The organism is Planococcus faecalis (assembly GCF_002009235.1).
Classification (GTDB): Bacteria; Bacillota; Bacilli; order Bacillales_A; family Planococcaceae; genus Planococcus; species Planococcus kocurii.
In genome coordinates this window covers 1,231,542-1,246,556 of record NZ_CP019401.1, presented here as the reverse complement: position 1 = coordinate 1,246,556, position 15,015 = coordinate 1,231,542, and the positions used below count along the sequence as shown (strand labels likewise).

At 40.6% G+C, this 15,015-nt stretch carries 15 protein-coding genes and 1 riboswitch; of the genes, 1 reads left to right on the top strand and 14 read right to left on the bottom strand.

The window, feature by feature from the left end:
* Positions 1-145 precede the first annotated feature (145 nt).
* The 13 genes from AJGP001_RS06215 to AJGP001_RS06155 all read right to left on the bottom strand — a co-directional run bounded on the left by AJGP001_RS06215 (position 146) and on the right by AJGP001_RS06155 (position 12,476).
* Positions 146-2,368 (bottom strand): FtsX-like permease family protein, encoded by a 2,223-nt coding sequence (locus AJGP001_RS06215; protein ID WP_151897507.1) that lies wholly within the window; start codon positions 2,366-2,368, stop codon positions 146-148.
* Between the two features lie 30 nt (positions 2,369-2,398).
* Positions 2,399-2,632 (bottom strand): hypothetical protein, encoded by a 234-nt coding sequence (locus tag AJGP001_RS06210; RefSeq protein WP_078080264.1) that lies wholly within the window; start codon positions 2,630-2,632, stop codon positions 2,399-2,401.
* Positions 2,629-3,387, bottom strand: a complete 759-nt coding sequence (locus AJGP001_RS06205) for an ABC transporter ATP-binding protein (RefSeq protein WP_078080263.1) — start codon at positions 3,385-3,387, stop codon at positions 2,629-2,631. The genes AJGP001_RS06210 and AJGP001_RS06205 overlap by 4 nt, the downstream gene beginning before the upstream one ends.
* A 346-nt stretch (positions 3,388-3,733) precedes the next feature.
* Entirely contained in the window at positions 3,734-4,495 is a 762-nt protein-coding gene (locus AJGP001_RS06200) for a Nif3-like dinuclear metal center hexameric protein (protein ID WP_078080262.1), read from the bottom strand.
* A 377-nt stretch (positions 4,496-4,872) separates the two neighbouring features.
* Complete coding sequence (locus tag AJGP001_RS06195; protein ID WP_078080261.1) at positions 4,873-5,556, bottom strand: hypothetical protein; 684 nt, start codon at positions 5,554-5,556, stop codon at positions 4,873-4,875.
* A gap of 98 nt (positions 5,557-5,654) precedes the next feature.
* Positions 5,655-6,023, bottom strand: a complete 369-nt coding sequence (locus AJGP001_RS06190; protein WP_078080260.1) for a hypothetical protein — start codon at positions 6,021-6,023, stop codon at positions 5,655-5,657.
* A 101-nt stretch (positions 6,024-6,124) separates the two neighbouring features.
* Positions 6,125-6,751, bottom strand: a complete 627-nt coding sequence (locus AJGP001_RS06185) for a hypothetical protein (RefSeq protein WP_071153375.1) — start codon at positions 6,749-6,751, stop codon at positions 6,125-6,127.
* A gap of 238 nt (positions 6,752-6,989) precedes the next feature.
* Positions 6,990-7,502, bottom strand: a complete 513-nt coding sequence (locus AJGP001_RS06180) for a GNAT family N-acetyltransferase (protein ID WP_078080259.1) — start codon at positions 7,500-7,502, stop codon at positions 6,990-6,992.
* Positions 7,503-7,848: 346 nt separating this feature from the next.
* A complete protein-coding gene (locus AJGP001_RS06175) occupies positions 7,849-8,931 on the bottom strand; it encodes a M14 family zinc carboxypeptidase (RefSeq protein WP_245830244.1) in 1,083 nt (360 codons plus the stop codon).
* 379 nt (positions 8,932-9,310) lie between these two features.
* Positions 9,311-10,192: an IS3 family transposase gene (locus AJGP001_RS06170; RefSeq protein WP_245830276.1), complete on the bottom strand. Its 882-nt coding sequence runs from the start codon at positions 10,190-10,192 to the stop codon at positions 9,311-9,313.
* 11 nt (positions 10,193-10,203) lie between these two features.
* On the bottom strand, positions 10,204-10,503 hold the full coding sequence (locus tag AJGP001_RS06165; protein WP_071153373.1) for a transposase: 300 nt from the start codon (positions 10,501-10,503) through the stop codon (positions 10,204-10,206).
* Positions 10,504-10,602: 99 nt separating this feature from the next.
* Positions 10,603-11,640: an LLM class flavin-dependent oxidoreductase gene (locus tag AJGP001_RS06160; RefSeq protein ID WP_071153372.1), complete on the bottom strand. Its 1,038-nt coding sequence runs from the start codon at positions 11,638-11,640 to the stop codon at positions 10,603-10,605.
* A gap of 29 nt (positions 11,641-11,669) precedes the next feature.
* The gene (locus AJGP001_RS06155) at positions 11,670-12,476 is read right to left on the bottom strand and encodes an alpha/beta hydrolase (RefSeq protein ID WP_071153371.1); all 807 of its coding nucleotides are present in this window, start codon (positions 12,474-12,476) and stop codon (positions 11,670-11,672) included.
* A gap of 112 nt (positions 12,477-12,588) precedes the next feature.
* Between AJGP001_RS06155 and AJGP001_RS06150 the strand changes: the two genes are divergently transcribed.
* On the top strand, positions 12,589-13,104 hold the full coding sequence (locus tag AJGP001_RS06150; RefSeq protein WP_071153370.1) for a gamma carbonic anhydrase: 516 nt from the start codon (positions 12,589-12,591) through the stop codon (positions 13,102-13,104).
* Positions 13,105-13,161: 57 nt separating this feature from the next.
* On the opposite strand, the gene metK is transcribed toward AJGP001_RS06150, so the two are convergent.
* Positions 13,162-14,358, bottom strand: a complete 1,197-nt coding sequence (metK, locus tag AJGP001_RS06145) for a methionine adenosyltransferase (RefSeq protein ID WP_071153369.1) — start codon at positions 14,356-14,358, stop codon at positions 13,162-13,164.
* Between the two features lie 201 nt (positions 14,359-14,559).
* Positions 14,560-14,672, bottom strand: a riboswitch (SAM riboswitch).
* Positions 14,673-15,015: the final 343 nt, after the last annotated feature.

Genomic DNA, 15,015 nt, shown 5'->3' with positions numbered 1-15,015 from the left:
TTATTAAAACGTTCGTAAAAGTAAAGGTTCAAGTACAAAAAAGGAGAAAAGATGCGCTACGTACAGCCTCTTCTCTCCTTAGTTATTTAAGCAACTTCCGATAATGTGTCATATGTAAAGCTATTTATCAGCACTTGAATTCCCTTTACTTATTGTCACTTAGGATTTCCATACTTATTTTTTTATTCCCCATAACCCATCCTACGGGTATAAAGATAAGCAAGCTAACAACCCACATACTCACTGCTACTCCCAATATCAATGGAAAGTCGAAGGCGACTTTACCCGAATCAATCAGTGAAACGATAAGAGAAAACACCAATCCGCATAATGCGCCGAAAACAAGGCCAATCAAAAGATAAAAAGAGATCTGTGTGACAATAATTTTCACGATTCCCATTGGCCTGACTCCGATTGTTCGGAGTACCGCAAATTCTTTTCGTTTAGCCAGTATGTTGTTCAGAAGGGTATTCAGGACACCTGCCATGACAGAGACAACCAGTATAATCAGAACTAAAATGAAGATGGCCCAGCGCTGCAAAAACATATTTGAAGCTTCTTTCAGTGCAGCAGCATGCGTATTGACTATGAGTTCTGGATACATACTGGTTAGGGTTTCAAGAGAACTCATCGCCAGGGATTCATCAACTGTATTAACATATGCTTTATTAAAGTTGGTAGAAGAAGTATTTAACGCCTTCGCCTGCCAATCAAAAAGAACTTCTCCATTGCCAACTGCGTCAGAAACTGCACTTACAACCATTGTCGTCACATATTCTGCACGTTGCTTTTCATCTGAGTAGATCCCAATTTCTAAGGAATCACCGACTTTTACATCATGCTGTTTGGCAAATGCAGGCGATGCAATCGCGGCTTTTGCTAAATTCTCTTTTCCAATATCCGTTATGACTTTCGTACTCTCCAGCGCTTTTAGGTCTCCCAGCGTATAGTCGAAAGACCTCGTCCCATCTTCAACAAACAACTCTCCCCCACCAAAAGTGCTGACAGAAGCGACTTGCGCGCCTTGAACTTGGTTACGTACTTCTCCGCTCAAGTGTATCGGATCGATTTCAGATTGTTGAATTCGACTTGTAATGACCACAGAAGTAGGAAACTGTTCACTGATATAGTTTGTATTATTCTGCTTGATCGTACTCAGCATAACTGAACCAAAAACAGCGATAATCATGACAACGCTAATCGAGAGGATTACGAAGCTATTCTTTTTGACTTGCGGCTTTAAATTCTGAAGCGCAATTGACATATTACGGGAGAAGAATTTCTTAGACGCTGGTATTAGTACATTCAATAGGCCAGTCAGTAACATCGGCAATGCTAAGAAAAGACCCGTTAACAACAAAAAACCACTCAATAAAATCAGTATAGCGCTCGCGCTTTCATCTACGGCGAGTATAACGCCAAACAGCAGCGATACAAGGGATGAAATCCCTAGGATTTTGATTGCTGCCTTTTGCATTCCACTGTTTTTAAAATCGAGCTCTTCATTTTCCTGAAGAATCGTTAAGGGCAAGATTTTTGATGATTTGAGTACTGGGATATAGAGGAACAGTTGAATCACTAGACTCGCTACAACGAGCACGGGAATTGCTACTTCCCATGCAAATGACAGTTGAGTTAAGGAAACGGAAAACCATCGCCCAAAACTTGGCTGTAGAAATTGGTCCGCTGTATAAGCAATCGCCAATCCGAGAAAAGCGCCAGCACCTGTAATCATCGTGCTTTGGATTCGGATGATCTTAGCTAGTTGCGCTGTCTTCGCTCCAAGTGCCCGCATAATCGCAAACTGATTTTTATTCTTATAGATGAACAAGTCAAAATTGGAAATGACCATGATGGCCGTGACAATTAAAATGAGTATGGACAGAATGACAATAAATAACGTCAGGGAATTCACGTTATTTTTTGCTGCTTGATCCTCTTCAACAATGTCCACTCGCAAGTCCGGATGCACCTTTTGGAATTCATTTGCCATGGCGATCAAATCGGTTTCTTCTGCAGTTTTCACCATTAAAGCAGTTGTTTCATTGTTAAGATAAGACAGCTCCTTATTGTGAAACAACTTCGCTCTCTCTAATGCGAAAATCATCATGTCAGGAGCAATTCCTGTTCCTTTAGCGTTCTTTAAAATTTCAGCAATTTTAAATGGATCATCTTCAATTTCGATTTGATCGCCGATTGAAAGCTTGAGCGACGCAGCTAAATTTTCTGTAATGACGACTGTGTCTTCCGTTAAATCTACACTTGTTTTATACCTACTTTTCGCAATAGGATCGTTTTCTATTCCCAGTGTGTAAACTTCTCCACCTAGTGGCTCTACATACGTTTGAGTAACCAATACTTGCGACACAGCACTTGTCGAAGGATGGTCCGATATCAGTTACAACAACTTCTGTTCATCTTCCACCGGATTGTCATCGCTATAGACAAAGGCCAGGTCCATATCGCCATACATCTTTCGCATGTCCTCTTGAAGGGTTTGTTTTGCATTGACGGCAAATAGGGTCATCGTTATAACAAGAGAAACAGCGATGGCAATACTCATAACCGAGGTAAAGATCAAAAATTTGTTTTCTCTAAATAAACGGAATGCTAACTGATTGAGTGACTTCATACGGCAGAACCTTTTAAAATATCCTGAGAGATTTTCATAATGTGTTCAAGATCCTGTTTGCCGGAACATTCGTACTCGTTGATGATGGCACCGTCATGGAAAAACAGGACCCGATCTGCATAAGTTGCGACTTTCGGGTCATGCGTCACCACAAGTATGCTTTGGTTCAGTTCTTCCTTCATAGAAGTCAATACCTCCAAAATTTCTTCAGATGTATTGGCATCTAAATTTCCCGTCAATTCGTCTGCCAACAATATCGGTGGTTCACCAATGAGTGCCCGACCAATCGCGATTCGTTGTTGCTGCCCGCCCGATAATTGGACCGGACGATGTGCTTTCCACTGAGTTAACCCCATCCGTTCAATCATACGAGTTGTTTTTCGATCAATGGTTTCTTTTGATTCGTCTTTCAAGAGCAACGGCAGCGAAATATTTTCCTCCACCGTTAAGTCTTTCAGCAAGTTATAGGCTTGGAAGATAAATCCGATGTTCTCACGGCGATAATCCGTCGCTTTCGGTTCTGTAAAGAATCCTTCCGAATCTACTCCATTCAATCGTATTGTCCCGCTGGTCGGTTCATCCAATGCGCCGATTACATTGAGCAACGTGCTTTTTCCTGAGCCACTCGTCCCCATAATTGCGACAAATTCCCCTGCATATAAATTGAACGAAATTCCTTTTAATGACTCCACTTCGAACCCTTTACCTATGTATTTCTTTGCTAGATTATTAACTTCCAAAGTTACTTTTCTCATTAATGTCAGTAGCCTCACTTGTTATAAATAATTTTTTTCATTCTTCTCGACTCTAGGTATTTATAGATCAAGCACGAAATTCGTTCGGATGTTAAAAGTAAGACTATTACTATATTTAGAACAAGTACCATATAAATACAATAACATAAACGAGTAAAAATTCTGTTTTTATCACGATTTTTAAATAGAGGTTATTGGAGCTTTCAATTTATTACTTATTTACATCTTTACTAAAACAGGACATGAAAATAGAAGAAAAAGGAAAGGAACTTTACAGTCAGCTCCTTTCCTTCCGATAACCTATGATATGTAAACTGTTTAATCCTACTTTTTTTATAACCAAAAATTAATGATTCAACTCGAAATGAGTTTCTTTCAGTTCTGTTACAACAACATTTGGATTTAATTCCACTATTTTCTGCGCCAATGTTTTTACCCCATAGATTTCTGTGAAGGTATGACTACCCACTAGTAGATTGATTCCTGCGAACTCTGCGTACTGGATAGCATATAGGGTGGCTTCGCCTGTTATATATGTATCGCATCCTTCATCGACTGCCTTTTGAATAACGGCAGAGGAATGGCCAGCTCCTGTTAATACGCCAATGCGTTTAACTTCTTTACTGTTGTTTTTCCATGCCCGCACCGGTTCATTCAATTTAGAACACATTTTTTCTCTCAAGAGATTAAAGTCAAGAGAATTGCTATACTCTCCAATTCCTGGAAAATCTCCATCTTCCTCATTATACGAAGAATATTTTTTAATCGTATTAATTTCTAAGGCTTCCATTAAAGATGTGCAAGTTCCGAATTCAACAAAATCCAGCGGAGCATGAATCCAAAAGTGACTAATATTATGTTCCTGCATTTTCTTTACACATGCTTCTCTTAAACCATAAAGAAAATCCCAAGCATCATGATGTGTAACTATCAAATCAACCCCTTGCTGAATTGCTTGTTCAACAGTTTCGAGTGAAAGGTTCGTAGCGTATCCAACTTTTTTAATGTCATCATTTGAAGTATTAGTAAATCCATAGTCGTCATGTTCTTCTAATAATTCCGTACCGAAAATTTTTTTGATCGTTTGCTCAAATTCATTTAAATTCATCTCAATATCCCCACTATTCTATTTTTTCTTAATTTTACCATATTGAATATATAAAAAAGGGATTTTTTCAATTCTACTTCCATCTGATAAGTATTCGTAAAAGTACAGTTTCACGAATAAAAAGGAGAAAAGATCGATAGGTTACAGCCTCTTCTCTCCTTTGCAATACACGTAGCTTCCGATAAGCTGCGATATGTAAACTTAGTTCCTTTTGAAATTCGGCCTTTAAAAACCTTGTTGTGTAGTATGTTGAATGCATCATTTTTTCTAGAGAATCTACTTTCTCTTCTTACTCTTCGAAGTTCAATGAAACTAAGGAACTGAATGTAACTTAATTTAGATTAAGTTACATTCAAAAACAAAAGACTTTATTCAGTTTAGAAGCCTTCATAAATTGTTATTTTCCATGGTAGCCACATCAAGTCTTCTTCCGCCATTCCCTGTTCAGCGAGCACCTCATTGGTGTAACGGGCAAGAGCTTCTGCCGTTTGCAGTTCTGGAAACAAACCGTATTTATTGATTGAAAGGTTTGGATCGAGTGCCAGATAATCCTTGAAAAGATGATTACCCAAGAACGAGAGAAACCGGCCGCCCAGCTCATAGCCTGCAATATCGTACCCTGCGAATATCCCACCGCTGCTAGTTGGTTGCTTTTTTTTCAAGCAGTAGACGACTCCCTCTCCTTCTCCAGTTTCGTCATTGATAGGGTCCCGCCAGTCGTGAAAGTCCGGAAGATACTTCTCGTCAAGGCTGATGCCGATCAGACTCACCGATGGTTCCTGGGCTCTTGCTTCCCGATAGCCTTCCAGTGCGTCTTCCAGCGTACCAAATACCATGGATACCAAGACCTTATCCAGCACCGATTTGGATAAGACGGGTGTCGGCCTTTTAGGCTTTCGGTCTGCCCAAATATCAAAAATGTTGGGGAAAACACCGCCCACTTCCTCATCCATCGAAATCAGCTTTTCGAGGTGGAATCCGCCATCATTCACTTGGGTGAGATAAAAGGGTTGATTGGCGCTTCCTGCAGAAAGAAGAAAATAGCCAGCACTGTATTCCATCCGTTTCACCTCCATTTTTGGTCTTCCGTTTTGCACTCAAAGAAAATGCAGAACTGAATGTAACTTAATTGCTATTAAGTTACATTCGTTCTCGACTTCTAACATATCTCAATTGATTTACAGGTAATCTGACAATCCATCATAGGAATAACCATTTTAACTTGATAAAGATGGACGTCTTCTACTAAAATTTCTCTAATTGAGATGTCATGAAAATAGAAAGCTAAGTCATTCGGGGATTGTGGAATATCTCCTTTTGCCCCTTCCAGCCAATTATTGAAGATGGTTGAAAAACATTCTTTAAACAGAACCGTATACTCTCTTTCTTCGCCCTCAACATCGCTTAAACCCATATATTTCATTGTCACTAAATGCTTGGTATGATCATAGTTTAAACCCTTTAATTCTGAATCAATATAGTGAGTAGCCATTAATTTCTCTTCGAGTTCTTGACCACTTAGTTTCAATCTTTGTAACCTCCACTTCTAAACTTCAAATCAAAAATGCTGTAAAGTTTCGGTTTTGAATGTAACTTAATTCACATTAAGTTACATTCGTTTTGAAGAAATTAAAATAACCTGAGTCGATTTGACAGCGCTGTTCCTTTTCCATTGAGTCTAAGCCGGTCTAGCAATGGACTGGGAAGGACACAGGTCATATAGGGCTTGTTTTGCATAAGCTCTATCGTAATTTCTGCTTGATTGGTCTCCCCAGAAATTTCCTCGCCGATCATCGCAAAATCGAAAGGGGATTTGTAGTAGATACTCTCTGCTAACCGTACATACACTTCATTGATTTTCTCTAACCAGGGATTCAGCTCGGTGGTGAGAGGATAGCGGTAAGGAAACACCTTCTCAAATGCAGCCTGTGGAATTGAAATATCTAACCAGTCCGACTCGCCGTTTACCCTGATGACCGTAATCAGACAAGGCAGCTCCTCTTTAGTGGAATTGTGAAGGGATAGGCTGCCGTAAAATGACTTCACACTTTCTTCTTCGATCGTTATCGGCAGAGAAATTGAATGCTTTTGGAAATCCTTTTTCTCTTCCCAGAACCCATTGAAGTAAAGACTTTCCTCCAAAGCAACAAGTGCTTCATTTACCCTTTTATCGTCCCCATATGGGTGATATTCAATTGATAGTTCGTAAAATCCATCCATCCAATGATCGGGGTTATTGTAGAAATCATAATTCATTTGTCTTCACCTTCATTTCAATAAACTTTTATATAATTTAGTATCTCAATTTAAAAATTGATTTCTGCTAGTTTGAATGTAACTTTTCTGCACTTTTGTTACATTCACTTAGGCAAATTTCTTAACCTTATATTGGTATCAAACTTTAAATCAGCAGGTTCGAATCTGATTGAAACGTAAGACAGACTTTCTTAATTTTTTTATAGATTGAGTAGCAATAAAATCGATTCATTCTCTTTTACAAACGAGGATTTTCATTTTCCCACAAATAATGTATAAACTTCATTATTTCCCCGTTCATTTCGAATTCTTCTTCGCCTACTCGAACTTGCTTAAACCCATTTCTTTCTAACACCTTTTGCGATGCATGGTTACCAGTCGTTGTTTTCCCACGTATTTGTTTCACACTTAGATCAGTTTTCAATAGTAGATTTAATGCCCGATTTCCGATTCCCTTTCCCACATATATTGCGCCTACTCTAAATCCTATGTCTGCTATGTCATCTTTTTTATCAACCAAGTTGATTCTTCCTACAATTTCTCCAACATCATTGGTGATCAGGTAAAAATAAGAAAGGCCCTTCTTTTGTTCCTTCAGTAATTCTTGATGTCTTCTTAAAAATGTTTCGAAAGAATAGTAATCGTCTCCTCGACTTGGAACCATCTTTTCAAAAAACCATCGATTTTCAGACTCGAACTTAAATAACGCTTCTGCATCGACTTCTTGTAATAAATTTAAAGATATCTCCATAAGTTGTCCAACCCATTTCAAGTAGTAGATGTATTGGTTTCTTTCATCATACCAATTATATCCATTATTTTTGATTATAAATAGAACTTTCTGAAATTCTACTTCGTTATATTTCTGTTATGAGATTCCCTCAGAAAACCGTTCGTAAAAGTACACTTTTACGAACACTCTAAAAACAGCATAAAAACTAAAAAAAGAACGTTCGTAAACGTATCTAGACACTTTACGAACGTTCATATTTTACATATACGTTTACGAACGCTTTTCTTAGTCCCATTCCTATTAGCGTCTATATTCCGTTAACACTAAAGTTAAAATAGTAATTCGTTCCTTACATATTCACATCTCACTCAGATGTACGGTTTTCTTGATAAGAAAGTGTATCCCAGAATGAGATGTCCGCATCTGCAATAGAATCATCCGCAATTGCACGAACTGTTGCATCGAGTGTCGTGATGGTTTGTTTAATTAGATAGCCATTGCTCTTTTGTCCCAGAACATACGACTCGTAAGAATGATCCGACATGCCGCGCATCTCGAATAACAGGGTAGAAATTCCATACTCGACTGCAATGCCATTTCGACTAATGGTTTCTGCATTTCCGCCTCTGTACTTGCCTAAATGGCCCCATCCTTTTGAATCGATAGCATCGAATACTACAGCTCCCAGCTGCTTGGATTTAAGAAGTACATCCGGGTCAACGTTCGGTGTTGTCGGGTACAAAATAGAACCGGATACCAGTTCTTTATCTCGCTCACTTTGAGTACCTTGATGATGCAAATCAATCATGTAATCAATATCATATTTTCTCATCACATTTTCGTGGAAGGCTTTTGTTTCAGGTTGAATTTTGGTAATGTGATCACGGTTCAAATCAATGCCGTCCGCGTTATAGCGTGTGAGATTCCGCTCTCCTTTCGCTATGTAATCATCTAATGAAAAGTTCACATCTCCCATGGCACCATCTGGATTGAGCATTGGCACGATTAACATATTGACGCCATCTGTTACCCCTTTCATCTTGCCTGTTCCAAGGTGTTTGATAAATTCAAGCGCGCCTTCTGTTGTCAATTGTTCGTTGCCATGTTGTTGAGTGAGAAAAAGAATGGTTGGATTTTCAGGATTTGTCACATACTTAACTAAGTACAAATCACGCCCTTTAATACTTTGTCCAATTACTTCAAGTTCCATATTTTTTTGTTTGGCTTCTTGTGTTTTTAAAAAATCCGCCATTTCATCATATGTTGTTAGTATGGATGTGTTGATGGTTTCGTTGCCACCATAAGCTGGTCCATTCCCCACTGCTCCGACAACGGGCGACATAAAAGGAGAAGCGCTCAAAACCATCGCTCCGGCAATTGTTAATGTCATCATTTTTTTGCGAATCATCTTCTTGTTAGCTGTTTTCGTCACATTCATTTTCTTCATCCATTTTCCACCCCTATGATTTTTTTAGAAACGGTCTTAAGAAAAACAATTCAGCTCCATCTGTAGCCTCCGCTCCAAAGTATTTCGTCACACTAAGTTCTTCCTTCTTTATTGATTGAAATCCTTTAATTGATTTTAAAATGAACAAATGGAATCAGTATATTTTAAATTAACAGTCTATTAGTCGTGCTGAACACTATAACTTTCTTCTTAGCATCAAAAAACCACTTCCTTTATTGGAAGTGGTTATGGTCTTCTGTCAAGAAAGTGGACACGGAAATACTGTTCTTTTTCTTCCAGAACCCGATCGCACTCTGTTTGATCGGACGGTCATGAGAAGCAGTTCAAAAGCGAACTGCTTCTCATGACCGGCAAACTGTTACGAAACTAATCGTTCTGAGGTTAGAGCCTCGTGCTTTTTTTCATAGTTTTCAGGTGACAAGTAGCCAAGTGTGGCGTGCCGTCTCCGCAAGTTATAAAAGTCATCGATGTAATGACTGATGGCCTCTCGGGCGTCTCCCCGTGTTCGGAACCGGTGGCGGTAAATCAGCTCTTTCTTAATGGTGGCGTGAAACGATTCAATGCAGGCATTGTCATAGGGATCTCCCTTACGGCTCATACTGATTTGAAATTCCCCTTTTTTCAAGCACTTGATGTATTCATCGGAACAGTACTGGGAGCCGCGGTCGGAGTGGTGGATCGGTTCACCAACGGGATTCCGCAAAAGCAGCGCGTCCTGTAGCGCCCCAAGTGGCAGTTCGGTCTTCATTGTGACGTCCAGATTCCAGCCAACAATCTTACGCGAGAACAGATCCATCACACTCGCCAGATACAACCATCCTTCTAGCGTCCAGATATACGTGATATCGGTAACCCAGACCGTATTGGGTTTGTCGACATCGAACTTGCGCTCGAGCAGATTCGGGTAGATAAACTGGCTATGATTAGAATCGGTCGTTGTCATGAACTGTTTTGTCGGCAGTGCAGAGAGTCCCAACTCGTTCATGTAACGCCCCACGGTTCGTTCGCATATGGAATATCCCTGCGCCTTGAGATCCTCAAGGATGCGCGGGCTCCCGTAAGTGCCATAGCTCTCATGATACGATTGAGCAATTTTTTGGAGAAGCTCTTCCCGCAGCATCTGCCGTTCAGTTCGATTCGCTGCGATCAGCTGAGTCCGCCATTTATAGAAACCACCTCTGGATACGCCAAGTAGCCTGCACATCTTCAACACGTCGTATTCGTTCCGGTGCTCTTCGATGAACGAATAAATTACGTGCGGCTTTTCATGAAGACATGCATGGCCTTTTTTAAAATCTCTACTTCGTCATCTCGTTCTTTCAGCTGATTTTCCGTCTCACGCAACTTCTTCTCCATTTCTGAGAAAGTGACGCGCGGCTCACCCGTTGGATTCGCCAAACGGTCCTGCTTTTCCCGGTATTCTCTCGCCCATTGCCGCACCGTTGTCGCACTCACACCAACTTCATAAGCCAGGTCGGTGGCTTTCCGCCCTTCCTCAATATGGAGCTTGGCAACATATTCCTTGTATTCGGTCGTTTTGTGTTTGCCCATGTTTGACACGTCCTTTTCTTGGTACTTTCAGTATGTCGAAAACCGAGTAGTCGTGTCCACTTTTAAGTCTAAACCCAGTTAGAATATAAAATGTATTTATTATTGATCTGTTACTATAGAAAAGTCAGTTTGTCTACGTCTTTTCATTTCTTCAGCAATCAATTCAAAGGTTTTGAGTTTGTCCTTAAAATCGTACGTTGCTGAAACTAGCATGACTTCGTCTGCTTCGTATTCTGAAGCTACTGTTTCGAGTTGGTCTACAACGTGCTGCGACGTGCCCACTACCATGCGACGACGATTTTCAGCGACTAATTGCTTTTCGAATTTCGAGTATGGATAAGCACTTGCTTTTTCAGGTGGCGGTGTGCCGTTTGAGGGCATCCCTTGCGCACTCATGGATAATGATAAATCTAAAGAAGAGGCGATCCACTCTGTTAGTTCAGGTGTTTCTTGGCAGACTACAAAAATGGCAATACCGACATAAGGATTACTGCCATCAATTGACTTAAACTGTTTTCGGTATTCTTTCGTGAAGGTTTGGCCGCCTTCTCCATTGATAAAGTGAGCAAACATATAAGGCAATCCTTTTTCAGCTGCTAGCCGTGCTGAATTTTCACTAGATCCTAAAATCCAGATGGGTGGCGCATTTACCGTAACCGGCGTTGCTTTCATGCCAAAGTATGGATGGTCTTCTGGAATAGCATCGTTTAAGTACATACACAGCTCGTCTATTTGTTTAGGAAATAGACTACTGTCTCGCTTTTTTCCTTCATCTAATGCATAAGAAGCACGTGGCATACCACCAGGTGCTCGTCCCATTCCTGCATCGATTCTTCCAGGATATAAGGCTTCCAGCAATTTGAAGTTTTCCGCAATTTTAAAAGCAGCATAATGTGGCAGCATGACGCCACCAGAACCTAGCCGTATTGTTTGAGTCACAGCTCCTAGATGCGCAATCAGCACTTCTGGAGAAGATCCGGCTAGCGTTGTTGCATCATGATGCTCAGACACCCAAAAGCGTGTATAACCCCACTTTTCAGCTTGTTGTGCAAGAATGGCGGTATGCTTTAATGCCTCCTGCGGTGTGCTACCTTCTGAAATTGGTGATTGGTCTAATAGGCTATACTTTAATGCCATAAAAATTCTCTCCTTTACAAAAAAACAGCTTATTCTTCAACCAAGTAACCGACAGAGCGCAAAACTGTATGAATAAACGCCTGCGCTGCTAGAAAGACTTCTTCTTTTTCAGGTTCTTGGAAAATATCGTGATAGCAAAATTTCCATTCTTTGTAGCTGAATTCGTTTAGTTGTTGCTTTAGTAACCATTGACGAGCTACTTCTTTCTCAACAATTAAATCTCGCTCTGCTGTATACAAACAAGTCGGAATCTGCGGATACCTGTCAATACTTGCAGCCGTTTCTTTCATATAACTCTGCAATTCTTTATACCAACTTGCAGTAATAACCGTTTGATACCGCTTGCTTTCGGTTTCTTGACTATAAGAAAAACGATCGCGTGTCAGGTGGCGTAATTCGATGCCATGATCCACCTTTCTGCGGCCAGTCAATTGCGCAACTCCTGGAAATGCGTTTGGCACTTTCGGTGGCAATTTTTTTAACTGCAACCAAGGCGACGTAAAAATAACTCCGGCTACATTGAATTTCCGGTTCCCTAAGACATTCATCGCAATAGTTGCGCCCAGTCCATGGGCAATGACAAATACTGGCAACTCATTTTCTGACGACAGTCTCAGCAACTCATTTACTGCCTGTTCGTAGTCATCAAACGATTCTCGGTGAACTTTGTCCGCTCCCGCATTTTTGCCATGGCCCGGTAAATCTCCTGTATATACGTCAAATCCTGCCGATCGCCATTTTTCAATTTGCCATGCATAGCGCAGGTGTTGTTCATACGCACTATGTATAAACACAACTACTGCCTTTGCTGATCCTTCAGCCTGCCATTTCCACATAATCCAACTTCCTTTCCCTGCTGATTAATTCTCGATGTTGTCTGTTAATTTGACGTTTTGATTTGATTTGTTACGATTAAGAATATCTTATCTTGTTTAAAGGAGCTTTGCTATGATTTATCCATTTAAAGACAAATTCCCTAAAATCGATCCATCTGTTTTCATTGCAGACTACGTCACAATTTCTGGTGATGTGACAATTGGCACAGACTCTTCTGTGTGGTTTAATACGGTGATTCGCGGGGATGTCTCTCCGACGATTATTGGCGATAAAGTCAACATTCAAGACCTCTGCATGCTTCATCAAAGCCCGGGTAAAACCTTGCTTCTTGAAGATGACGTGACTATTGGCCATCAAGTTACACTTCACAGTTGCATTGTTCGTAAAGGTGCTCTCGTCGGCATGGGTTCGATTATTCTCGACGGCGCGGAAATTGGAGAAGGCGCATTTATTGGTGCGGGTAGTCTCGTACCGCCTGGAAAAGTTATCCCTCCTGGCATGCTAGCACTCGGACGCCCCGCGAAAGTCGTCCGCGAACTTCGTGAAGACGATAAAGAAGATATGGAACGTATTGTTCGAGAGTATGCAGAAAAAGCAGCTTATTATAAATCACTCCAAAAAAAGTAACAAAACGAAAAGGACGACCGGGCATCACTGCCTAGTCGTCCTTTTCGTTTTGTTAACTTATACGCCAGCTTGTTCTTTTAAGATCGCTGCTTTGTCTGTACGTTCCCATGGCAAATCAACATCGGTACGGCCAAAATGTCCGTAAGCTGCCGTTTGCTTGTAGATTGGGCGACGTAGATCCAACATTTTAATGATGCCAGCAGGACGCAAGTCAAAGTTTGCACGTACCAAATCATCTAATGTGTCTTCATCAACGATGCCTGTTCCAAACATATCAAATGCGATCGATACAGGATGTGCTACACCAATTGCATAAGCTAACTGAACTTCGCATTTATCTGCAAGGCCAGCTGCGACAATATTTTTTGCAACATAACGCGCCGCATAAGCCGCTGAACGGTCTACTTTTGTTGCGTCTTTTCCTGAGAATGCGCCGCCACCGTGACGCGCATAGCCACCGTATGTATCTACGATGATTTTACGTCCAGTTAAACCTGCATCTCCTTGAGGTCCACCGATAACAAAACGGCCAGTTGGGTTGATAAAATATTTTGTTTCTTCATCGATCCACTTTGCTGGTACAACTTCGTTAATGACGTATTCCTTAATATTACGTTGAATTTGTTCTAACGTTACTTCTGGATGATGTTGAGTTGAGATAACAATTGTATCCACGCGAAGCGGTTTGTTGTTTTCATCATATTCAACCGTCACTTGTGTTTTACCATCTGGACGCAAGTATGGAAGAATTTCTTCTTTGCGTACTTCAGCCAAACGACGTGCCAATTTATGTGCCAATGAAATCGGCAATGGCATTAACTCTTCTGTTTCGTTGTTCGCGTATCCAAACATTAATCCTTGGTCACCTGCACCGATATCGTCTAACTCTTTATCTGTCATTTGGCCTTCGCGTGATTCAAGCGCTACGTTTACTCCAGCAGCGATGTCCGGTGATTGCTCATCGATTGCGGTAAGAACTGCACTTGTTTCTGAGTCGAAACCATATTTAGCTCGCGTATAGCCAATTTCTCTTACCGTTTGTCGAACGACTTTCGGAATATCTACATACGTAGAAGTGGTAATTTCTCCGGCTACTAGAACGAGTCCTGTCGTAACAGTCGTTTCACACGCAACGCGTGCATTTGGATCCTCGGTTAAAATGGCATCCAAAATAGCATCTGAGATTTGATCACAAATTTTATCTGGATGTCCTTCTGTTACTGATTCTGATGTAAATAATCGACGGTTTTTCAAAAAATGTTCCTCCTTATATCCTGCGAGATTGCTCTCGAAATTGATACGGTACTCGTTTCCCATGTCAAGTCCGTTCCAGACAATCTGGATTGAACTTCAAGCCGTTTGTGGCCTTTCACACGAGGATTAAGGGCATTTCACAAAAAAATCCCTTCACTCATTCGTCATGAGGAAAGGAAGAATCATCATTAGCACCTTTCACTCTTATCATCCAAGGTCTGTGCACCTTGTGTCAGGTTGGGCACCATCACTGCAAAAGCAGCAGGTTGCCGGGTTTCATAGGGCCTGCCCCCTCCACCAGCTCGGAATAAGAGTATCCGTTCAATTTTTCATCATACGGAATTAGCAAAGTGATGTCAACAATTTTCGAAAATAAAATTACATTCTTCAAATAAAAACAATGATTTTTTGATTATGCTATTCTACCAAACTTTAGATTCCCGCAAGTAAAAAACCAAACTATTCAGTAGTATTTCTGTTCACACAAAGCCATTGTACACTGTAGAAAACCGCTTTAAAAGGCACCAGGACTATTTGGAAATTATAGAAATAATTCTACGTATTGTCGGGGCTATCCTCTAATATTTTTTAATTTCCCCAGTGGATTAGTGTAGACTAATAAAGCTAATGTGTTATACTAATGAACGAATATACATC